The sequence below is a fragment of the Burkholderia sp. SR8 genome, from assembly GCF_052851275.1.
Genome location: NZ_JAULUC010000004.1, coordinates 79,030 through 99,342 on the forward strand (window position 1 = coordinate 79,030; position 20,313 = coordinate 99,342).

19 protein-coding genes are annotated in these 20,313 nt (G+C 68.6%); 10 read left to right on the forward strand and 9 right to left on the reverse strand.

The genetic code is table 11. The annotated features are described in order from the left end of the window. Positions 1–49: 49 nt before the first annotated feature. Positions 50–1,198, forward strand: coding sequence for a branched-chain amino acid ABC transporter substrate-binding protein (locus Q3A80_RS06190; protein ID WP_446328190.1), 1,149 nt, complete (start codon positions 50–52; stop codon positions 1,196–1,198). A gap of 53 nt (positions 1,199–1,251) precedes the next feature. On the opposite strand, the gene Q3A80_RS06195 is transcribed toward Q3A80_RS06190, so the two are convergent. After that, positions 1,252–2,130, reverse strand: coding sequence for a mechanosensitive ion channel family protein (locus Q3A80_RS06195; protein ID WP_446328191.1), 879 nt, complete (start codon positions 2,128–2,130; stop codon positions 1,252–1,254). A gap of 325 nt (positions 2,131–2,455) precedes the next feature. Here Q3A80_RS06195 and Q3A80_RS06200 point away from each other — a divergent pair, with 325 nt between their 5' ends. Then, positions 2,456–3,820: a M23 family metallopeptidase gene (locus Q3A80_RS06200; protein WP_446328192.1), complete on the forward strand. Its 1,365-nt coding sequence runs from the start codon at positions 2,456–2,458 to the stop codon at positions 3,818–3,820. A 63-nt stretch (positions 3,821–3,883) separates the two neighbouring features. Here the strand turns inward: Q3A80_RS06200 and Q3A80_RS06205 are convergent, their stop codons facing one another. From Q3A80_RS06205 to Q3A80_RS06225, 5 genes are all read right to left on the reverse strand, one after another. Next, the gene (locus Q3A80_RS06205; RefSeq protein WP_446328193.1) at positions 3,884–4,582 is read right to left on the reverse strand and encodes a hypothetical protein; all 699 of its coding nucleotides are present in this window, start codon (positions 4,580–4,582) and stop codon (positions 3,884–3,886) included. 8 nt (positions 4,583–4,590) lie between these two features. Beyond that, on the reverse strand, positions 4,591–5,331 hold the full coding sequence (locus Q3A80_RS06210) for a fucose-binding lectin II (RefSeq protein WP_446328194.1): 741 nt from the start codon (positions 5,329–5,331) through the stop codon (positions 4,591–4,593). A gap of 223 nt (positions 5,332–5,554) precedes the next feature. After that, positions 5,555–5,944, reverse strand: coding sequence for a fucose-binding lectin II (locus Q3A80_RS06215; protein WP_446328195.1), 390 nt, complete (start codon positions 5,942–5,944; stop codon positions 5,555–5,557). 628 nt (positions 5,945–6,572) lie between these two features. After that, positions 6,573–7,382, reverse strand: coding sequence for a prolipoprotein diacylglyceryl transferase family protein (locus Q3A80_RS06220; RefSeq protein WP_446328196.1), 810 nt, complete (start codon positions 7,380–7,382; stop codon positions 6,573–6,575). A gap of 560 nt (positions 7,383–7,942) precedes the next feature. Next, complete coding sequence (locus tag Q3A80_RS06225) at positions 7,943–8,947, reverse strand: hypothetical protein (RefSeq protein WP_446328197.1); 1,005 nt, start codon at positions 8,945–8,947, stop codon at positions 7,943–7,945. A 236-nt stretch (positions 8,948–9,183) separates the two neighbouring features. On the opposite strand from Q3A80_RS06225, the gene Q3A80_RS06230 reads away from it, so the two are divergent. Continuing rightward, positions 9,184–9,909 (forward strand): class I SAM-dependent methyltransferase, encoded by a 726-nt coding sequence (locus tag Q3A80_RS06230; protein WP_446328198.1) that lies wholly within the window; start codon positions 9,184–9,186, stop codon positions 9,907–9,909. A 47-nt stretch (positions 9,910–9,956) separates the two neighbouring features. Here Q3A80_RS06230 and Q3A80_RS06235 read toward each other — a convergent pair whose 3' ends face one another. Then, positions 9,957–10,439: an N-acetyltransferase family protein gene (locus tag Q3A80_RS06235; protein WP_446328199.1), complete on the reverse strand. Its 483-nt coding sequence runs from the start codon at positions 10,437–10,439 to the stop codon at positions 9,957–9,959. A gap of 132 nt (positions 10,440–10,571) precedes the next feature. On the opposite strand from Q3A80_RS06235, the gene pdxR reads away from it, so the two are divergent. After that, the gene (gene pdxR, locus Q3A80_RS06240) at positions 10,572–12,050 is read left to right on the forward strand and encodes a MocR-like pyridoxine biosynthesis transcription factor PdxR (RefSeq protein WP_446328200.1); all 1,479 of its coding nucleotides are present in this window, start codon (positions 10,572–10,574) and stop codon (positions 12,048–12,050) included. A gap of 327 nt (positions 12,051–12,377) precedes the next feature. Here pdxR and Q3A80_RS06245 read toward each other — a convergent pair whose 3' ends face one another. Next, a complete protein-coding gene (locus tag Q3A80_RS06245; RefSeq protein WP_446328201.1) occupies positions 12,378–13,415 on the reverse strand; it encodes an aldo/keto reductase in 1,038 nt (345 codons plus the stop codon). Between the two features lie 127 nt (positions 13,416–13,542). Between Q3A80_RS06245 and Q3A80_RS06250 the strand changes: the two genes are divergently transcribed. From Q3A80_RS06250 to Q3A80_RS06260, 3 genes are all read left to right on the forward strand, one after another. Beyond that, the gene (locus Q3A80_RS06250) at positions 13,543–14,430 is read left to right on the forward strand and encodes a LysR family transcriptional regulator (protein ID WP_446328202.1); all 888 of its coding nucleotides are present in this window, start codon (positions 13,543–13,545) and stop codon (positions 14,428–14,430) included. 194 nt (positions 14,431–14,624) lie between these two features. Then, on the forward strand, positions 14,625–14,924 hold the full coding sequence (locus Q3A80_RS06255) for an ArsR/SmtB family transcription factor (protein WP_446328203.1): 300 nt from the start codon (positions 14,625–14,627) through the stop codon (positions 14,922–14,924). Positions 14,925–14,944: 20 nt separating this feature from the next. Next, entirely contained in the window at positions 14,945–16,297 is a 1,353-nt protein-coding gene (locus Q3A80_RS06260; protein ID WP_446328204.1) for a pyridoxal phosphate-dependent decarboxylase family protein, read from the forward strand. Between the two features lie 41 nt (positions 16,298–16,338). Here Q3A80_RS06260 and Q3A80_RS06265 read toward each other — a convergent pair whose 3' ends face one another. Further along, positions 16,339–17,262 (reverse strand): LysR family transcriptional regulator, encoded by a 924-nt coding sequence (locus tag Q3A80_RS06265; RefSeq protein WP_446328205.1) that lies wholly within the window; start codon positions 17,260–17,262, stop codon positions 16,339–16,341. 94 nt (positions 17,263–17,356) lie between these two features. Here Q3A80_RS06265 and Q3A80_RS06270 point away from each other — a divergent pair, with 94 nt between their 5' ends. The 3 genes from Q3A80_RS06270 to Q3A80_RS06280 all read left to right on the forward strand — a co-directional run bounded on the left by Q3A80_RS06270 (position 17,357) and on the right by Q3A80_RS06280 (position 20,305). Beyond that, the gene (locus Q3A80_RS06270; protein WP_446328206.1) at positions 17,357–18,580 is read left to right on the forward strand and encodes an allantoate amidohydrolase; all 1,224 of its coding nucleotides are present in this window, start codon (positions 17,357–17,359) and stop codon (positions 18,578–18,580) included. Between the two features lie 127 nt (positions 18,581–18,707). Further along, entirely contained in the window at positions 18,708–19,175 is a 468-nt protein-coding gene (locus Q3A80_RS06275; protein ID WP_446328207.1) for a cupin domain-containing protein, read from the forward strand. A 308-nt stretch (positions 19,176–19,483) separates the two neighbouring features. Continuing rightward, positions 19,484–20,305: an SDR family NAD(P)-dependent oxidoreductase gene (locus tag Q3A80_RS06280; RefSeq protein ID WP_446328208.1), complete on the forward strand. Its 822-nt coding sequence runs from the start codon at positions 19,484–19,486 to the stop codon at positions 20,303–20,305. The last annotated feature ends 8 nt before the right edge of the window (positions 20,306–20,313 follow it).

The following is a 20,313-nucleotide window of genomic DNA, read 5'->3' on the forward strand; positions in this document are numbered from 1 at the left end:
CGGCGACGGTCCTGATCACGAACCCACAGCGACAACCAAGGAGACGAACATGAATCGGCATCGGAAGAAGAAGGCGGCATGCGCGGTCACGGCCGCGCTGGCATGTGCATTGTCGGCGCTGCCCGCGCACGCGGACGAGATCGTGCGCATCGGCCACGTCGCACCGCTGACCGGCGCGATCGCGCACCTCGGCAAGGACAGCGAGAATGGCGCGCGGCTCGCGATCGACGAGATCAACGCGAAGCGGCTCGTGATCGGCGGCCGGCAGGTCACGCTGCAGCTCGACGCGCAGGACGACGCGGGCGACCCGCGCACCGCGACGCAGGTCGCGCAGCGGCTCGTCGACGACAAGGTGGTCGGCGTCGTCGGCCATCACAACTCGGGCACGTCGATTCCGGCGTCGCGCGTCTATCGCGACGGCGGCGTCGTGCAGATCTCGCAGGCCGCGACCAACCCGGCGTACACGCAGCAGGGCTTCAGGACGACCTATCGCGTCGTCGCGACCGACGCGCAGCAGGGGCCGGCGCTCGCGATGTACGCGGCGAAGCACATGGGGATCAGCACGGTCGCCGTGGTCGACGATTCGACCGCGTACGGGCAGGGTCTCGCGACCGAGTTCGAGAAGGCGGCGAAGGCGGCGGGAATGAAGGTGATCTCGCGCGATGCGACCAACGACAAGGCGATCGACTTCCGCGCGATCCTCACGAAGATCAAGGGCGCGAACCCGGACGCGATCATGTACGGCGGGATGGACGCGACCGGCGGCCCGCTCGCGAAGCAGGCGCGCCAGCTCGGCATGCGCGCGAAGATCCTCGCCGGCGACGGCGTGTGCTCGACCGACCTGCCGAAGCTCGCGGGCCCGGCGTCGGACAACGTCGTGTGTTCGGAAGCCGGCATCGCGCTCGAGAAGATGCCGGGCGGCGCGGCGTTCGCGAAGCGCTACGAGGCGCGCTACCACCAGCCGATGCAGGTGTATGCGCCGTTCTCGTACGACGCGGTGTACATCATCGTCGACGCGATGAAGCGCGCGAACTCGACGGATCCGGCGAAGGTGCTCGCCGCGATGCCGGCCACCGACTATCGCGGCGTGATCGGCGAAACGAGCTTCACGCCGCAGGGCGATCTGAAGCACGGCGCGATTTCGGTGTTCACGTACAAGAGCGGCAGGAAGGCGCTGCTCGATATCGTCAGGATGTAACGCAGCGGGCGGGCGTGCGGGCGCGCGGCGCCGCGTGGCTGCGCGCCGCCGCGCTACGACGCGCGGATGCGGCGCGCATCGTCCGGCCGCGTCTGCTGTTCGACGTCGTGCACGATGTGCAGCTCGCGCGTGCGGATCGGCAGCGCGCAATCCGCATCGTCGAGCGCCTTGCGCACCTGGCGCGCGAGGCGCCAGCGCACGGTCCAGAACTTGTCCGTGTGCGCCCACACGCGCACGTTCGCGATCGCGGTGCTGTCGTCGAAGCGCATCACCATCACGTCCGGCGCGGGATCCGCCAGCACGTCCGGGTCGGCTTCGGCCAGCGCACGCAGTGCGTCGAGCGCGCGGTCGATGTCGTCGTGCACCGACACTTCCACTTCGAGATCGAGACGGCGCGTCGGGTTGCGCGTGTAGTTGCGGATCGAGCTGCCCCACAGCGCGCTGTTCGGCACGTATTCGCAGATGCCGTCCGGTTTCGTCAGCCGCGTCATGAACAGGCCGACCTCGTCGACCGTTCCCGCGACGCTGGAGCCGCCGTCGATGTAGTCGCCTACCTTGAACGGCCGCAGCAGCAACAGCATGATGCCGGCCGCGATGTTCTGCATCGTGCCTTGCAGCGCGAGGCCGATCGCGAGGCCGGCCGCGCCGAGCACCGCGACGATGCTCGCGGTTTCGATGCCGAGCTGCGACAGCGCGCCGACGATCGCGACGATGCGGATGCCCCACACGGCGACGTCGCACAGGATCGGCCGCAGCGTGTCGTCGACGCGTTCCTTGTTCGACAGAAGGCGGTTCAGCCAGTTGCCGATGCGTTTCGACAGCCACCAGCCGGCGACGAGCAGTGCGAGACCGCCGCACAGCCTGAGCGAGAGCGTGGACAATGCATTCCACAGGAACGTCCAGCGTTCCGGATGAAGATGATCGAGAAACATGGCGGGATTCCGGTTTGAAGACACAGGCCGCGACGCGCGGCGCGCCCGCCGTGGACGAGCGGGTGTGCGCCGGTGCGCGGGCAACCCTCGACTCTACACGCCAGGCGCGCTGCGGGTCGACTGCACGCAGGCTGATTTCAGGTGCTTTGCCGGCGAAATTTCGCTTTCGTTCTTGTACTAAGAAGATGTATCTAGAAATCGGATTCGTCTTATTCAGTCATTTTGGTCACGCCGATACACTCGCTTCCAGGCTACCCGAGCGCGACGATCGTTGGTTCGCGACTCCGGTTTTTTCCAGCTCTCATTGATAGCGAGTGACGACGCGATGCGGTTCGACCTGTGTTTACGTCTCGCACGCGAACAAGGTCGATCCGCGCGATGCGGCGCCGTCCGCTTGCCGATTCGCCGTGCGTTCGCGCACGGTATCGTGGCGGCGGCGTGCGTTGCCGGCACGCAGGGCGCGGTGGCGTCCGCCGATGCCGGGCCGCTCACGCCCGCAGCGATGCAGGCGACCGACCTTGTCGACGTGCCGTTCTTCAATTCCGCCCGGACCATCTGGGGCGGCCTGCTGGCATCGCCGGCGGTGCCCGGCGTCGCGCTGGATGCGCAGACGGCGCGCGTGCATGCGGATGCCTATCCCGGCATGTTCGTCGTGCGTGCCGGCGCCTGTGCGCCGTACGTCGTCCTGTGCGATGCCGCGCGTATGGCGATCGAACGCGGCTATGCAGGGCGTTTCGCCTATGGCTTTGCGTCGCCGCTGCCGGCGATCGCCACGGCCCCGGCATCCGGGCTGCGCCGTGCGGATCTGGCCGCCGCCGAGCCATTCGTGCTGGCCGAGCCGCACAGCGGCACGCGAGCCGGCGAGATCAGCGGCAGCCTGCGCACCGCGCTCGCACGTGCCGAGCTGCCGGCCGATGTCGCCGCACAGGTTGCGCGGCTGCTGGCCGGCCGGCTCGACGTATCGCAGCGTGGCGCGGCCGGCGATACCTACCGCGTTGCTTTCGAGCCCGACGCCGATGCATTGCGCCCCGGCCGCCCGCGTGTGACGGCGCTGGATATCCGCTTTCGCGGCCAGCGTGTCGCGGCGGTGTGGTTTTCCCCGGACGGGAGATCGTCGGGTGCGTACTACGACCTCAACGGCGTACCGCTCGCCGGCGTCCGCTTCGCGATGCCGGTCAGTGCGACGCGCACCAGTTCGCGTTTCGGTACACGCGTGCATCCGGTGAGCGGCGCGCGTCACGTGCATTCCGGCGTCGATCTTGCTGCGCCCACGGGCCGTGCGGTCCATGCGTCGGAGCGCGGCGTCGTGTCGTTCATCGGCACGGAGCCGGGCGGGTACGGCAAGTACGTGGTCGTGCGCCATGACCGAGGCTATGCGTCGTACTACGCGCATCTGTCGGCGTTCGAGCCGTCGTTGCGCAGCGGCATGCGGATCGCGCGCGGCCAGCGGATCGGCGCGGTCGGCAGCACCGGAACGGCGACCGGCCCGCACCTGCACTTCGAAGTGCGGCGGCACAATCTCCCGGTCGATCCGGTCGCGCTGGTGCAGGCTGCAAATGCGGCCGTGCTCAAAGGGCAGCAGCGCGTGGCGTTCAACCGTGTCGCGCGTGACGCGGCCACGCGCCTCGCGGCGGCCGCATGGCCGCAGCCGGTCGCGATGTCGACGACGGTTTCGTCGCAGGCCGGTTGAGCGGCGCGCATGTGCTTGCTGCCGCGGCGCGACGTAACGAAGCGCGTCGGGCACCGGCATCGCTCATCTGCATGCGGCAAGCGCGATCGGCGAGCGTCGCCCGGTAGCGAGATGGTGACGCAGGCGTGCCGCGGCGCCGAGATACAGGTGCCCGGTGACGGTCGCAAGTTGCCGATCGTGAATCAGCAGGATGCGCGCAACCGTTTCGGGCTCGTGGTCGACGAGCCGGCAGCAGGCGCCATTGTCCACACGCGCGACGCACGCATGAAGCGCGTGTTCCGCGCGTCGAAACGGCGTGACGGTCGCGTCGTCCGAAGTCGTATCGCGCAGGAAGAACGCCAGGTAGACGGCGCGCACGAGGCAACCGACCTGATCGAGACTGCCGCTGCCCGCCGTCACGGTTTCCAGCGCGAGGTGATGTTGAAGCGACAACGCGCGCACCTTGTCGGGTGGCAGCGGCATCAACAGGTGCCGGGTCTCGCCGCGACGGCCCAACCACTGCATGAGCGCCTTGACTGCTGGCATGGTTCTGTCACCGATCCCGTTTTCATCGATATCGTTGCGGCCAGCGGCGTCGCCCGCACATTCCCGGTCAACGGGCCGGTGCGGACGAACGATCGCTGAACCGATCCTGTCGCCGCGCGGGCAACGCAAGCGCGCGGCTGCTCGAAAGCGCGCGGGCGATGTCCGCGCTCGCCATCGCGTGCAACAACGCAAATCGCCGGGCGAATCAGCGCCCGGCGATTTCGTTTGCGGCGACACGCGGCTCGTCAGCCCAGCGGCCAGTTCAGGATCGCGATTCCGTCGTTGTAGTCGCCGTCCGTGCCGTCCTCCGACCCGACCAGCCCGAAGTACGTCTTCTTGAAGATGTCGACCTGGCGCGAGCCGATCTTCGACTGCTTGTCGTTCGCCGTCACGACCACGCGCACCTTGCCCTTGCCCGAATCGACGATCTGCGTGTTCAGGTTCGCATCCTGCGTGCCGGCGCCCTGGAACGTCGCGGCCGGTTTCGGGTTGTCGTCGACGAACACTTCGATTGTCTGCTGTGCCGACGAATTGACGAGCGCCGTCACGCCGAACTTGATGTTCGGCGGCAGGTTGAAGATGCCGTCGCGTTCGCCGCCGCCGGTCGTCGTCGTATCCGGCTGCGCGGGTTGCGGTTGCGGCGTCGCTTTCGAGAAGTAATTGACCACCGCGCCGATGCCGAACTTCGCCGCGGCGCCGGGCAGCACGCCGGGCGCGCCGGCCCACGTGACCGTGCAGGCGATTACCTGTCCCGCCGCGTCGGCCTTCACCTTGTTCTGCCAGCTGCCGACGTCGAAGCTGTACGGAATCGTCGCGATGTCGACGAACACATCGTATTGCGGCAGCTTTTCCGCGAGCTGCGCGGTCATGAACTGGCGCATCCGGTCGAGCACTGCCTGATCGCCGTTCGCCTGCACGGCGGTTGCATCGTTGCCGGCAAGCTGCAGAAGCGCATACAGATCGTCATGGGTAAACGGTTGTGACATGTCGTCCTCGTCGTGATGGGATGGCCCGCAATCGCGGCTGGCGAGCAGAGCTCGCCGGTGTCGCGCACGGGCGCAGCGTGGAACTGCAGGTGACTGCTCGAATGAATCGATCCGCAATGCGTGGCTGGCCCCGTCGCCATTGCGAGTCGGCGGCGGCGCGTGCGATGCCGCGCCGCGGAGCGCCGGTTCAGCCCGGCGGTTTGCCGCGCGATCGCGCGTCAGGTCAGCCGATCGGCCATTGCAGGACGACGATGCCGTCGTTGAAGTCGCTGTCGTGATCGTCTTCCGACACGACGATCCCGAAATTGACCGTGAACGGCGAGCCGTCCGACTTCTTGCCGTTGATCGGTGCGAGCCGCGCGTCGGTGGCCGACGTCTTGCCGTTCACCGTCACCTCGAAGCGCAGCTTGCCGTTGCCGGAATTCAGCGTGGCTTCGCGCGGGCCGTCGCGCGTGGTCAGCTTGTGATAAGCGGCCGGTTCCGTGCTGTCGCCGATGAACAATTTGATGTGCTGCTGCTCGGCGGCATTCGCGAAGAAGATTGCGCGGAAATCGGTGTTCGGCGGAATCGAAAACTCGCCGGCACGATTCGAGGACGTTTGAGAGTCGGCCATGCTTTCCTCCTGGAGGTCGATGGATAAGGCGCTTCACCGTGCCGCGCAAACGTTTGCCGTTTGAAACACGGTTCGGCAAGCATGGCGAAAAATAAATAAAAAAATATTCGACCCGGGATGGAAATTGTTCGATAAATCGAGGATCGAAACGATTTGATCGAATATCTCGAATTCAATGAATTTTCCTTCGATATATTTGTGAAACTATATCGAGGCGCGTCGCAATTTTTTGAATAATGCGCGGGGGCGGGGAAGGGAATCCGGATTCGGGGCAGACGCTCGGTGTGCGCATCCGGCAGCGTGTCGTTTGAACACCGGTGCCTCTGTCGTGGCCGCGCCTACCGGCCACCACCGAACGCCTACGCCGAAACACGTTTGCAGCGGAGAGGGGTGCGGCGCCGGCGAAGCTCGTTGACCGGCTCACTCCGAACTTGAACAGGGCACTTCACCGGCACCGCACCCGACAAAGCATATCGGCCGGCTGCCGCGCTGACTATCGGACGAAGATGATTTTTGCGGGCGAGATTGCCGTGAGTCGGCCTGACACACCCGACAGCCGATTCGTTTCGAGATTGGCGGTGGCGTCGCCAGGCCGCCGCGCAGCGCGGCCCGCGCTTCTCGCCGGCCGTCACGGCCCGAAACGCTGCGCCACGGCGTCCTTGAGCCGCGCCGCAGTGATCTCGCCCATGTGCGACTCGACGAGTTCACCGTTCGCATTGAAGAACAGCGTCGTCGGCAGTCCGCGCGATCCATACGCATGCATCGCATGCAGCGACGGATCGAGCAGCACGTTGTCGAAGCGCAGCCCCTGCTGTTCGAGGAACGCGCGCACGGCTTGCGCGTCTTCGCCCTGGTTGAGCATCAGCACGGTGAGCTCCGGATGATCGCGCTGCGCCTGTTCGAGGATCGGCATCTCGCGCCGACACGGCGCGCACCACGTTGCCCACAGGTTCACGACGACCGGCTTGCCGGCAAAGCGTTGCGGCAACACCGGCGTCGCATCGAGCGCTTCGAGCCGCATCGCGGCGAACGGCGGCGCGCTGCGCTGCAGCGTCGCCAGCGTGCCCTGCGCGATGCCCCACGCCGCGAGGCCCGCGACGATGCCGGCCGCCACCGGTTTGCGCAGCGCCGGGAGCCGACGCAGCCGCCACACGGCGAACACGAGCGCGGCCGCGATGCCGATGCGCCAGTCGAAGCCGCCGTCGCCGAGCGCGACGATCGAGCGCGGCGCGGCCGCATAGTCGCGCCACCACTGCGCGACGTAACCGGCGCGCGCGGCGATCAACCCGAGCAGCAGCACGTCGAGGATCAGGCCGGACGCGGTCTTATGCTGACCGTTGGGCGGCCGGCGCTGGATGAAGCGGGCGACGAGCCACGCCAGCAGCGCGGCGGCGGCTACCGCGACGACGCGGATCGAGAAGGGACCGAGGCTCAGCATGGAAGCGGGAGGGCGAGGATGGGGGCGGTGAAAGCGGCACCGTCGACGGTGAGTGTCGCGTTTCGACCCGGCATCGTGTGAGGGGTTCCCGCAGCGACGGTAACGGCGCGTTTCATCTCCGACGATATGACGGACCGGCCGCCGCACGCGGCCGGCATTCAGTCGGGACACCGCCATTTCGATGCGGCCGGCCCGTGGATCGGAGCAGGGCTGACGGTCAGCGCGATGCGGTCGTCAAACGCATGTGTCGGCCAGGCCGGGTGCCGACGGTCTCCCATACGGCGATCTTTCCCGGCGTCCGATTCTCCGCGCGGGCCGGTTTTTTTGCGTCATGCGATCGGGGGCGGGGGTTGTTTGAATAGGCTGGGCAGCCGGAACCGAACCTAACACGCGGCGATTCGATTCAATTCGTCGAAAAGACGGGAAATCGACGCTCGGTTCGGTATTTGTTCGTCGCGGCGCCGACGCGCCAATGCATCAGGCAGCCGCGGCGCGGCGAGCGATGACGAGTGCGGAAGAGATTGGCCGTTGCTGTCGCGGCGCGGGCGAATGACGGGCGATTACCGTCCGTCGACGGATACCGCACCGCCCAGCCGGTACGCGGTGAAGAACTCGTACCACGGCGTACCGGGCGCGACCGGCACGCCGAGCGCCGACGTGCGCTGCTTCAACGCGATGAACACGTCGTCGATGCGCGCCGTCTGCGCGGCATCGCTGAACGGACGCGGCTTCGCCTTGCCGGCCGCGAACGCGCCGTATGCGATCGCGAGCAGGCGCGCGCGGTCGTCGATCGAGAAGATCGACCCGTTGATTGCTTCGACGAAGCGCGGCCGGTCCTCTTCGCGCGATGCGGCGAGGCACTGGAACACGATCGCCGATACCTCGTGCAGATCATTCGCGCGCAGCAACGCCGGCAGACGCGCGGCGATCCTGTCGGCCGGTTCCTGCTGCAGCGCGGCGCCGAAGTCGAGCACGGCGGTCATCGGATTGGCGTCCTGCTGCACGCGATCGAGCGCCGATGCAGGCGAAGCGGCCGCTGCCTGCGTGTCGTCGGCGGGCGCGGCGCGCAGCACGTCCGCCACCTGTTGCTGCCATTCGGGAAAGATCATCCGCACGTTGCCGAACTGCTCGCCGCCCTGCGCACCCGGGTTCCATCGGTAGACGATCGTGCCGCCGTGGATGAACGGCGAATACAGATGCTCGGGCGTCTGCGGCAGCGGCCGCCGGTTGATCGGCAGCCATGCGAGCGTCAGCCAGTCGTAGCGGCCGGTGGCCGGCACCGACGGGCTGGAACTCGCGACGACCTGCCACGTGCCGCGGTTCGCGTAGCGGCGACGCGCGTCGGGTACCGCGACGGTCCGCTGTTTCGCGGTATCGAAGTAGGTGGGGCCGGTCACGTTCGCGCCGCTGTCCGCGGCCGGCGTGATGGTCGCGATGACCCACGACGCACCGTCGGCCGAACGATAGTCGGACGGCCGAAGCGTGGCGACGTCGTGCACCATCCGCGTCTCGGCGGCGACGGGGCTCGGTGGAAGCGTGGCGGGACCGGCGACGATACTCGGCATGGACTTTCCTCGGAATCGGGTGCGCATCGGGGTGCGCGTCGGCACGCGCGAACCTGACGCGCGCTGGCAAGTGCGGCGCGCGGTGTTTCCCGTAACTGTAGAACGCCGATGCCGGAAACGGAAACCGGCCTGCGCGATGCCGGCCGGTACCAGCCGTCCGGAAACGCGCTCCCGCGCCGCTTCGGCTTACCATTTGCATCCTGGGCCAGCATGACGAACGCGGAGCGGAAGCCGACATGACCGACACGAAACCCATTACGGAACACTGGACGCACGTCGCCAGCCAATGGATCGACTGGGCCGGCAGGCGTGGCCACGATGCGTTCTGGAAGTATCGCGACGGGCTGGCCGCGTACATCGGGCGCGGCACCGGCCGCGCACTGGAGATTGGCTGCGGCGAGGGCCGCGTGAGCCGCGAGCTGAAGTCGCTCGGCTACGACGTGACCGCGAGCGACGCGGTACCCGCGATGCTCGACGCCGCGCGCCGTGCGGATTCCGCGCACCGGTACGTACTCGCCGATGCCGCGTCGCTGCCGTTCGATCCGGCCAGTTTCGATCTCGTGATGGCATACAACGTGCTGATGGACCTCGACGACATGGCAGCCGCATTGCGCGACGCGCGCCGCGTGCTGAAACCGGGCGCGCTGCTGTTCGTGTCGATCGTGCATCCGTTCCGCGATCGCGGCCGATTCGCGGGGCCGCAGCCCGATGCGCCGTTCGTGCTCGACGGCACGTACTTCGGCAGCGAACATTTCGAAGGCGTGGAAACGCGCGATGGGTTATCGATGCACTTCGCGGGCTGGTCGCTGCCGTTACACGCATACATGGACGCGCTGGAGGCGGCCGGCTTCGCGATCGTGTCGCTGCGCGAGCCGCTGCCCGATCGCGCAGACACGGACACGCTGAAGCAGTGGTCGCGCGTGCCGCTGTTCCTGTGGCTCAAGGCGCGGCCGCTGGACTGAATCCGTCGCGACCGGGCGACCGCGCGGCACGGCGCCCGGCGCACGCATCACGATCCGCGCGGCAATACCTTCCGGTAGATCACGAATCCGGTTTTCTCGGCGACGCTGTCGTAAAGCCGCATCGCCGTGCGATTCGTTTCGTGGGTCTGCCAGTACACGCGTTCGGCGCGCTGCGCGCGGGCTGCGTCGTACACCGCTTCGATCAGCGCGCGCCCCACGCCCTTGCCGCGTTCGCTTTCGAGCGTGAAGAGATCCTGCAGATAGCAGGTGGGCCCCGCGAGCGTCGTGCTGCGGTGATACAGGAAATGCACGAGCCCGACGAGCCGGCCGTCACGTTCCGCGACACGCGCATGCACCGGCTCGTAGCCGTCGAAGAAGCGCGACCACGTGAGCTGCGTGATCTCCCGCGGCAGCGCGGTATCGTCGAAGCGGCCGTAGAAGCGGTTGTAGCCGTCCCATAGCGGCAGCCAGTTGTCGAAATCGTCTTCCCGCACGGCGCGTACGGTCAGGCCGGCGTCGGTAGCGTTCATGGTCGCGAACCCCTCGAGGATGGATGGAAAGGGCGCATTGCCGGCACGGCCGGTAACGCGGACAGACCGCTACGATAGGAACTTCGTGGCACCATGTGTAGACCCATGAGACCTACATATTCTGGAGCCACGATGGATTACGCGATGCTGCTGTCGACCTTCGAGCGCGAAGCGGGGCCGCAGGCGGCCGCGCGGATGTCGCAGCAGCAGCGGCTGTACGCGTGCCTGCGCGGCGCGATCCTGAGCGGCCGGATCGCCGAAGGCGCGCGGCTTGCCGCGTCGCGCACGCTGGCCGACGAACTCGGGATCGCGCGCAACTCGGTGTTGTATGCGTACGAGCGGCTCGCGTCGGAGGGGTTCGTGACCGGCACGCGGCAGGGCACGGTGGTCGCCCGGATGGGCCTGCGCGCACCGCAAGCCGGCGCCGCGGCGCGCGCCGGCGATATGGCCGTGCTGGCGCGGCGCGTTGCGCAGGCCGAGCGCGCGACGAGCGGCATCGACGAATCGCTGCCGTTCATGCCGGGCGCACCGGCCGTCGACGAGTTCCCGCTCGCGCAGTGGCGGCGCTGCATCGAACGCGCGTGGCGCGCGGCCGGGCCCGCGCAGCTCGGCTATCAGCCGGCCGAAGGCGATGCGGTGCTGCGCGAAGCGATCGCCGGTTATCTGCGTGCATCGCGCGGCGTGCGTTGCGACGCCGCGCAGGTGATCGTCACCGACGGTACGCAGGGCGCGCTCGATCTGTGCGCGCGTGCACTGGCCGACGCGGGCGATGTCGCGTGGATCGAGAACCCCGGATACCACGGCGCACGCAACGCGTTTCTGGCGGCCGACCTGCGCGTCGAGCCGATCGGCGTCGACGTGCACGGGCTGGCACCGCATCCGGACGACTGGCGCGATCGGCCGCCGAAGCTCGTCTACATCACGCCGTCGCACCAGTATCCGCTCGGCGCGGTGATGAGCCTCGAGCGGCGGCTCGCGCTCGTCGCGCACGCGCGTGCGGCCGGCGCGTGGATCGTCGAAGACGACTACGACAGCGAATTCCGTCACCACGGCACGCCGCTTGCGGCCGTGCAGGGGCTCGCCGATGACGCACCGGTGATCTACGTCGGCACCTTCAGCAAGGTGATGTTTCCGGCGTTGCGGCTCGGCTTCATGGTCGTGCCGCCCGCGCTCGCGCAGCCGCTGCGCGACGCGGCGGGCGCGCTGCTGCTGCACGGGCGTGCGGTCGAGCAACGTGCGCTCGCGGAGTTCATCGAGGCTGGGCATTTCACGCGGCATCTGCGGCGCATGCGCCGCGTGTATGCGCAGCGGCGCGACGCGCTGCACGACGCGCTGGCGCGAAGGCTCGGCACGCAGTTGACGGTGTCGGGCGGCGCGGGCGGCATGCATCTGTCCGCGCGGCTCGACGTGCCGGTCGCGGATGCGGAACTGAGCCGCGTCGCGCAGGCGCACGGGCTGATCCTGCGGCCGCTGTCGTCGTTCTGCCTGCCGGGCACCGCGCACGGCTACAACGGCCTCGTGCTCGGCTACGGCGGCGTGCCGGCCGAGCGAATGGATGCGCTCGTGCGCCGGATCGGAGAGATGATCGACCGAGTGCTGGCCGCGCGGTGACGGCTGTCGCGGGGCGTCACGGTGTGGCACGGCACGGCGCCTCAGGTCATGTCGCGGCACCGCACCGCATGGCCCGCACCGCACGGCACCGCACGGCACGGCATGGCATGGCATGGCACGCCATGGCACGGCATAGAACGGCACGGCATAGAACGGTACGGCATAGAACGGTACGGCATAGAACTGCACGTCACGCCACGTCACGCCACGTCACGCAACGTCACGCAACGTCACGTCACGTCACGTCACGCCGCGTCAGGTCACGTCACGGCGCGCCAGGCCAAGTCGCGGCACGTCACGTCACGCCGCAGCGGCTCCCCGATCCGCCTACCCGCGCATCGGCGGGTTGAGCCGCGCGAATGCATCCTGCCGGCGATACGGGAAGTACGGATACGGCGCCTCGACCGCGCTCGCCGCGTCGAGCGTCGCGATCTGCGCATCGGTCAGCGACCAGCCGAGCGCGCCGAGGTTCTGGCGCAGCTGCTCCTCGTTGCGCGCGCCGACGATCACCGACGACACGGTCGGCCGCTGCAGCAGCCAGTTCAGCGCGATCTGCGGCACCGTCTTGCCGGTTTCGTCGGCGATCGCGTCGAGCGCGTCGACGACGTCGTACAGCCGCTCATCGTCGACCGGCGGCCCGAAGCTGGCCGTATCGTGCAGGCGGCTGCCTTCCGGCAGCGGCGAGTTGCGACGGATCTTGCCGGTCAGCCGCCCCCAGCCGAGCGGGCTCCACACGAGCGCGCCGAGGCCCTGGTCCGCGCCGAGCGGCATCAGGTCCCACTCGTAGTCGCGGCCGACGAGCGAGTAGTAGACCTGGTTCGCGACGTAGCGCGACCAGCCGTGCCGGTCGGCCGCCGCGAGCGATTTCATGATCTGCCAGCCGGAGAAGTTCGACACGCCGATGTAGCGCAGCTTGCCCGCGCGCACCAGGTCGTCCAGCGTCGACATCACTTCGTCGACCGGCGTGGCCGCGTCGAACGCGTGAAGCTGCAGCAGGTCGATGTAGTCGGTATCGAGGCGGCGCAGCGCATCGTCGACCGAGCGGATCAGCCGCGCGCGCGACGTGCCGGCGTCGTGCGGGCCGTCGCCGGTCGGCAGGCCCGTCTTCGTCGAGATCAGCACCCGGTCGCGCCGGCCGCGGATCGCGGCGCCGAGCACGCGCTCGGATGCGCCGTCCGAATACACGTCGGCCGTGTCGAACAGGTTCACGCCGGCTTCGAGGCAGATGTCGACCAGCCGCCGCGCTTCGTCGACGCCCGTGTTGCCCCACGCGCCGAACAGCGGGCCGGTGCCGCCGAACGTGCCTGCGCCGAAGCTCAGCGCGGGAACCTTGAGGCCGGAGCGGCCGAGCGTGCGGTATTCCATGTCGTATGTCCTCCGTTCGTCGGGGCCGGCGCATGCGTGCGTCGGCAGGTGAGCGTTCACTCTAGCGCTTGCGGTCGATCCGGATAATTGGGCAGACTTCGAAAATATCCTTCGGAGGAGGCGAAGAATGCTGCTCGATAACCTCGCGCTGTTCCTGCGCATCGTCGAGAAGGGCGGGCTGGCGGCGGCCGGCCGCGAAGTCGGCCTGTCGCCGGCGACGGTTTCCGAGCGGCTGGCGGCGCTCGAGAGCTACTACGGTGCGGCATTGCTCACGCGCACGACCCGCGCGATCAGCCTGACCGACGAGGGCCGCACGCTGGTTGCCGGTGCGCGGCGCCTGCTTGCCGAGGCCGACGAACTGGAAAGCCGCGTGCGGCTTGGCGCGCAGACGCTGTCGGGGCCCGTGCGGCTGAGCGCGCCGGCCGATCTCGGGCAGGCGCGCGTCGTGCCGGTCGTCGACGCGTTCCTGGCCGAGCATCCGGGCGTGACGGTCGACCTGCATCTCGGTGACGGTTATGTCGATCTGGTCGGCCAGGGGCTCGATTTCGCGATCCGGCGCGGCACGCTGGCGGACAGCGCGCTGCGCAGCCGATCGCTCGGCCGGTCGCGCCGCGTGGTGTGCGCGGCGCCCGCGTATCTCGCCGCGCACGGCACGCCGCGGCATCCGGACGAACTGGCCGCGCACGACTGCATCGTGATGCGCTTCGGCCAGGAGCTGTATGCCGAATGGCCGTTCCGGATCGGCGACGAACTGAAGCGCGTGATGGTGCGCGGCCGGCGCGTCGCGAACGACGGCGCGCTCGTGCGCGCGTGGTGCGTCGCAGGGCACGGGATCGCGCTGAAGTCGCTGCTCGACGTCGAGCACGATCTGGCGTCCGGCGCGCTCGTCGAGATCCTGCGCGAGTTCTCGCCGGGCGAAGTCGACCTGCAGATCGTCTATCCGGGCGGCGGCGTGCAGCCGAGGCGCGTGCGTGCGCTGATCGAGCGGTTGGCGCAGGCGTTGTCGGCGGCGTGAGTGCAGCCGGATCGCGCTGCACCGGCCGCGCGTCGGCGTTAGCGATCCGATCCGACGTAATGACGTCGAATGCGACGCGGTAGCGAACGACGCCGCGCCTCAGGCCCACACGCAAACGCACGAATCGCCCGCGGACCGGTTGTCCCTATTTCGTCATTTAGCTAATATTCAAAACGTCAAACGAGGCCGACCCCATGGACGACGTCACCCGCATCAGCGCACTCGCGAACGAAAGCCGGCTGGCCGTGATGCGCTGGCTCAAGCAGCCGCGCAAGCATTTCCCGCCGCAGCCGCATGGCGACGTCGACGAACTCGGCGTGTGCTGCACGTACATCACCGAGAAGCTCGGCATCGCGCTGGCGACGACCACGCGCCACATGCGCATCCTTGCGGATGCCGGGCTCGTGCAGGCGACGCGCGTCGGCAAGTTCACGTACTACAAGCGGATCGACGATGCGCTGCATCAGTTGGGCCGCGAGCTCCTGCAACTCTGACTTTCACAGAGGCAACCGACATGGATGAACTGGCCCTGCTGGCCGACGCCGACCGGCGCGCGCACGCGTATCTCGCTGCCACGAACGAACGGCGCGCGTATCCCGACGCAGCCGCGCTCGCCGCTCTGGCGGCCTTCGACGAGCCGCTGCCCGATACGGGCCGCCCGGCCGACGACGTGCTGCGCCTGCTCGATGAAAAAGGCACGCCCGCGACCGTCGCATCGAACGGGCCGAACTACTTCGGCTTCGTGATCGGCGCGACGCTGCCGGCGGCGGCCGCAGTCGAGCGATTGATGCTCGCGTGGGACCAGTGCGCGTCGTCGTTCGCGAATTCGCCGGTGGCCGCGACGATCGAGCGGCAGGCCGCGCGCTGGGTCGTCGACGTGCTCGGCCTGCCCGCAGGCAGCGCCGTCGGCTTCGGCACGAGCGCGACGGCCTGCACGCTCGTCGCGCTGGTCGCGGCGCGGCGTGCGCTGCTCGCGCGCAAGGGCTGGGACGTCGACGACGACGGGCTGACCGGCGCGCCGGAGGTCAAGGTCGTGCTGTCCGAGCTCGCGCACATCACGGTGAAGAAGGCGCTGCGCGTGCTGGGCTTCGGGATGAAGCGCCTGATCGTCGCGCCGGTCGATGCGCACGGCCGTATCGATCCCGCGCAATTGCCGCCGCTCGACGACATGACGATCCTGTGCGTGCAGGCCGGCGAAGTGAACACCGGCGAATTCGATCCGTTCGCGACGCTGATTCCGCCCGCGAAGGCCGCCGGCGCGTGGGTGCATGTGGATGGCGCGTTCGGGCTGTGGGCGCGCGCGTCGTCGAAGCGTGCGCTGACCGACGGCATCGACGGCGCGGACAGCTGGACGACCGACGGCCACAAATGGCTCAACACGCCGTACGACGGCGCGATGGTGATCTGCCGCGACGCGGCCGCGCTCGCGACCGCGATGAACAGCGATGCCGTGTACCTGAGCGGCGCGCACGATGCGCAGAAGAACCTGAACCTCGAGTTCTCGCGCCGCGCACGCGGCATTCCGGTGTGGGCCGCGTTGCGCGCGCTCGGCCGCGCCGGCGTCGCGACGATGGTCGAGCGGCATTGCGCGCAGGCGCAGCGCGTCGCGGACGGCCTGCGCGCGGCCGGCTACGACGTGCTGAACCGTGTGGTGCTGAACCAGGTGCTCGTGCGCGCCGGCACCGACGAAGAGACGATCGCGATCCTTCAGGCCGCGCAGGACTCGGGCGACGTGTGGTTCGGGCAGACCGTGTGGCACGGAAGGCCGGCGTTCCGGATCAGCGTGTCGTCGTGGCGCACGGAAGACGAACACATCGACCGCCTCGTCGCGTTGCTGACCAGGCTGCGCGGCGTGCACGTGGGCTGATCGGCATCAGCGGCGCGTGCGCCGCATGTGTCGCATGGGGCTTACGTGCCGTCGTCACCCTTCTCCGGCACACTCGCCGCCGCCGCCTTCAAACATTCGATCAGATGCAGCGCGGCCGGCGTCAGCAACGCATGGCGCCGCATCACGATCGCGACCGTCAATGCCGGCAGCGGCTCGGCGAGATCGAGCACGACGATCCCGCGCGCCTTGCGCTCGACGTCGGCGAGCGGCCGCGCGAACACGCCGAGCGCATCCGTCTGCGACACGAGCCCGAGCGTCGCGGCAAACGACGGACAGTGCAATACGCGCTTCGGCATCTCGAGACCGGCCGGCGCGAAGATCGAGCGCATCAGGTCGTCGCCGCCTTCGCCATAACGCGGCACGCACCATTGCGCGTCGCCGAGCTCGCGCAGCGAGCGCGCACGCGCGAGCCGATGCCGGTTTCTCGCAACGACCACGAACGCGGTGCGAAACAGCGCAATGCTCGCGAATTCGTCAGGGTCCGGCGACGCGTCCGACAGTTGGTGCGTCACGATGAAATCGAGCGAACCGTCGCGCAGCCGCGCGAGGTCGGTCGCGGTCAGCGCATCGTCGACGTTCACGGTCGCGCCGGGCAGCTTGCGCGTGAAGGCATCGAACGCACGCGGCAGGATCGTCAGCGCGACGGTCGGGCTGACCGCGATCGACACCGATCCGGTCGTGCCGAGCCGCAACTGTTCGATTTCGTCGCGCGTGCGCTGCAATTCCTCGACGATCAGCCGCGCGCGAATCGCGAACGCGCTGCCGTAGTCGGTCAGCGCGACGCCCTTGACGCTGCGCATCACGAGCGGCACGCCGAGCTCGCCTTCGAGTTCGCGCACGATGCTGCTGACGGCCGGCTGCGTGACGCCGAGCGCGCGGGCCGCCCCGCGAATGGTCCGGTGCTCGGCGACCGCGAGAAACGCATTGAGCTGCTTGAGCTTCATCGGTGAAAAGGAAAAGTTATCGCGTGAAACGAAATCTTGGATTTTTCTTATCGAAGCGAGTGTATATGCTCGGCGCTTTTGAGGAGCGGTCGCGATGATGCTCGTTAACCAGCAACGGCTGTGGGATTCGCTGATGGAGATGGCGACGATCGGTGCGACCGCGGGCGGCGGCAGCTGCCGGCTCGCGCTGAGCGCCGACGAAGTGCTCGGCCGGCAGCGCTTCATCCGCTGGTGCGAGGAAGCAGGCTGCGACGTGCGCATCGATCCGATCGGCAACGTGTTCGCGCGGCGGCCGGGCACGCAGCCGGACGCGCCGGCCGTGATGTGCGGCAGCCATCTCGACACGCAGCCGCTCGGCGGCCGCTTCGACGGCGTCTACGGCGTGCTCGCCGGCCTCGAGGCGATTCGTGCGCTCGACGAGCACGGTATCGTCACGCGGCATCCGATCGACGTCGTCGCGTGGACCAACGAAGAGGGCTCGCGCTTCACGCCGGGGATGATGGGCTCGGCCGTCTACGCGGGCACGCTCGATCTCGACGATGCGCTGGCCCGGCCGTGCATGCTGACGGGCGTGCTGCTCGGCGACGAACTCCGGCGCACCGGCTTCGCGGGGCGCGAGCGCGAGCGGCAGATGCCGAAAGCGTATTTCGAGGCGCATATCGAACAGGGGCCGGTGCTGGAGCGCGCGGGCTTGCCGATCGGCGTCGTGACCGGCGTGCAGGGCATCTACGAGCTCGACGTCACGGTGACCGGCTTCGAGTCGCATGCGGGCACGACGCCGATGAGCGTGCGCAAGGATGCGATGGGCGTGGCGGCCGCGATGATCGCCGCGATCGTCGATCACGGACATGCGTTCGATGCCGATGCGCGCGTGACCGTCGGCCATGTCGCGTGCCAGCCGAATTCGCCGAGCACGATCCCCGGCCTCGTGCGCTTCAGCATCGATGTGCGCCACCCGTCGCGACCGGCGCTGCAGCAGCTCGTCGCCGATATCGAAGCGATCTGCCGCGAGCGCATCCCGCTGCGCGGCACGCAGGTAGAGGTGCAGACCATCGCCGAATACGAGCCGGTGGTGTTCGATGCCGAATGCATCGCACGCGTGCGGCAGGCGACGGCCGCGGCCGGCTATCCGTACATGGAGATGTGCAGCGGCGCGGGGCACGACGCGGTGAATCTGTCGTACGTCGCGCCGAGCGCGATGGTGTTCGTCCCGTGCAAGGCCGGGCTGAGCCATAACGAGGCCGAGGACGCGGATCCGGTGCACCTCGCGCAAGGCGCGTCGGTGCTCGCGAACCTGCTCGCCGATTGCGCGCGGTAGCGCGGCGGCGCGGCGTGCCTCGACGCGTTTCTCGTTCGCGTGAAAATGTCGGACAATGGCGCGGCACGCGCGCCGCGCCGGCCCGGGCGGCGCGTTCAACCGCTGCATCCACGCTGACGAGATCCCCATGTCCACGACACCTCCCCGGGAACTGCTGAAAGCTGCCGACATCGCGAAGATGGAACCGACGCGTGCGGTGCATTCGCTGAATCCCAATGCCGTTCGCCTCAAAAGACCGCTCGGCGACCTGACCGGCCTCACGCAAATCGGCGCGCACCTGCTCACGCTGATGCCCGGTCACGAATCGTCCGAATATCACCGGCACCTGTACGAAGAAGAATGCGTGTACGTGCTGTCCGGCACCGGCGCAGTGACGATCGGCGAGCGTCGTCATGATGTCGGGCCCGGCGATTTCCTGGGCTTTGCCCGCGGCGGCGAAGCGCACGTGCTCGAGAATACCGGCGAGGCACCGCTCGAACTGCTGATCATGGGCCAGCGCCTCGAACACGACGTGTGCGAATACCCGCGCATCGGCAAGCGGCTTCATGTAGCCGGCCAAATCGAAGATTTCGTCGATCTGCCGAAACGGCCGTAATCGCGCGCACAATCGGGCAGGGCCCGACCAGCGACACGGTCAGATCGCGGGAGCGGGACGCTGTCGGACACGATGACTGCCGATGCGGCTGCCGCGACGTGGGGCACCGGCGCGTGCGCGATGCCGTCGTTCGCGTCAGTGACCACGCACCATAACGCGACGCGGGCAACGCGCGTCGGAGGCATGCATACACGGACGAAGTGACCGCGCGGTTCTGGCGAACGACGTCGCCTGTCTGCCCGGCATTTTTTGCGACGACCGTCGTCGCGCTTATGATGCGGAGAACGCCACCGACAGGGTTCCCCGCCATGGACGCACCGCATCCGCCGATGAATGCCCCGAGCTCCGACACGGAACCGGAAACCGAAACGGTCGCCGAGCCGCGTGCGTCGCGCGTGCAGCGGCCGGTCGCGCTCGTCACCGGATCGACGTCCGGCATCGGCGCGGCCATCGCGCGACGCCTGGCGGCGGACGGCTATGCGGTGATCCTGCATTCGCGCCGTTCCGCCGACACCGGCCGTGCGATGGCGCGCGAGCTCGGCGCGGCATACGTGCAGGCCGATCTCGCCGATGACGCGCAGCGCGTGCGGCTGATCCGCGATGCGCTCGCGGTGCACGGGCGGCTCGACGTGCTGATCAACAACGCGGGCGCGAGCCGCGTGATTCCGCACGACGATCTCGCCGCCGCGACGCCCGACGTGTGGCGCGAGATGCACGAGATCAACGTGATCGCGCCGTTCCGGCTCGTCGCCGAAGCGCAGCCGGCGCTGCTCGAGGCGGCGTCGAGCGGGCGCGCCGGGTGCGTGGTCAACGTCAGCTCGCATGCGGGCGTGCGGCCGAAGGGCGCGTCGATCCCGTACGCGGCCGCGAAGGCCGCGCTCAATCACACGACGCGTCTGCTCGCGCGCACGCTCGCGCCGGCGATCCGCGTCAATGCGGTCGCGCCGGGGCTCGTCGATACGCCGCTGACCGCCGACTGGACCGACGCGCAGCAGCTGTGGCGCGAACGCGCGCCGATGCGCCGCGCGGCGACGCCGGACGATGTCGCGCAGACGGTCGCGATGCTCGTCGCGTCCGATTACGTGACGGGGGAGGTCGTGATGCTGGACGGAGGGATGAATCTGACGTGATCGCGGAT

What these genes read in the sequence shown, in the direction of transcription:
- Q3A80_RS06275 (WP_446328207.1), top strand. Translation starts at nt 18,708, where the DNA reads ATGTCCACGACACCTCCCCGGGAACTGCTGAAAGCTGCCGACATCGCG.
- Q3A80_RS06215 (WP_446328195.1), bottom strand. Translation starts at nt 5,944, where the DNA reads ATGGCCGACTCTCAAACGTCCTCGAATCGTGCCGGCGAGTTTTCGATT.
- Q3A80_RS06230 (WP_446328198.1), top strand. Translation starts at nt 9,184, where the DNA reads ATGACCGACACGAAACCCATTACGGAACACTGGACGCACGTCGCCAGC.
- pdxR (WP_446328200.1), top strand. Translation starts at nt 10,572, where the DNA reads ATGGATTACGCGATGCTGCTGTCGACCTTCGAGCGCGAAGCGGGGCCG.
- Q3A80_RS06245 (WP_446328201.1), bottom strand. Translation starts at nt 13,415, where the DNA reads ATGGAATACCGCACGCTCGGCCGCTCCGGCCTCAAGGTTCCCGCGCTG.
- Q3A80_RS06235 (WP_446328199.1), bottom strand. Translation starts at nt 10,439, where the DNA reads ATGAACGCTACCGACGCCGGCCTGACCGTACGCGCCGTGCGGGAAGAC.
- Q3A80_RS06270 (WP_446328206.1), top strand. Translation starts at nt 17,357, where the DNA reads ATGATGCTCGTTAACCAGCAACGGCTGTGGGATTCGCTGATGGAGATG.
- Q3A80_RS06280 (WP_446328208.1), top strand. Translation starts at nt 19,484, where the DNA reads ATGGACGCACCGCATCCGCCGATGAATGCCCCGAGCTCCGACACGGAA.
- Q3A80_RS06190 (WP_446328190.1), top strand. Translation starts at nt 50, where the DNA reads ATGAATCGGCATCGGAAGAAGAAGGCGGCATGCGCGGTCACGGCCGCG.
- Q3A80_RS06210 (WP_446328194.1), bottom strand. Translation starts at nt 5,331, where the DNA reads ATGTCACAACCGTTTACCCATGACGATCTGTATGCGCTTCTGCAGCTT.
- Q3A80_RS06265 (WP_446328205.1), bottom strand. Translation starts at nt 17,262, where the DNA reads ATGAAGCTCAAGCAGCTCAATGCGTTTCTCGCGGTCGCCGAGCACCGG.
- Q3A80_RS06200 (WP_446328192.1), top strand. Translation starts at nt 2,456, where the DNA reads ATGCGGTTCGACCTGTGTTTACGTCTCGCACGCGAACAAGGTCGATCC.
- Q3A80_RS06220 (WP_446328196.1), bottom strand. Translation starts at nt 7,382, where the DNA reads ATGCTGAGCCTCGGTCCCTTCTCGATCCGCGTCGTCGCGGTAGCCGCC.
- Q3A80_RS06260 (WP_446328204.1), top strand. Translation starts at nt 14,945, where the DNA reads ATGGATGAACTGGCCCTGCTGGCCGACGCCGACCGGCGCGCGCACGCG.
- Q3A80_RS06225 (WP_446328197.1), bottom strand. Translation starts at nt 8,947, where the DNA reads ATGCCGAGTATCGTCGCCGGTCCCGCCACGCTTCCACCGAGCCCCGTC.
- Q3A80_RS06255 (WP_446328203.1), top strand. Translation starts at nt 14,625, where the DNA reads ATGGACGACGTCACCCGCATCAGCGCACTCGCGAACGAAAGCCGGCTG.
- Q3A80_RS06195 (WP_446328191.1), bottom strand. Translation starts at nt 2,130, where the DNA reads ATGTTTCTCGATCATCTTCATCCGGAACGCTGGACGTTCCTGTGGAAT.
- Q3A80_RS06250 (WP_446328202.1), top strand. Translation starts at nt 13,543, where the DNA reads ATGCTGCTCGATAACCTCGCGCTGTTCCTGCGCATCGTCGAGAAGGGC.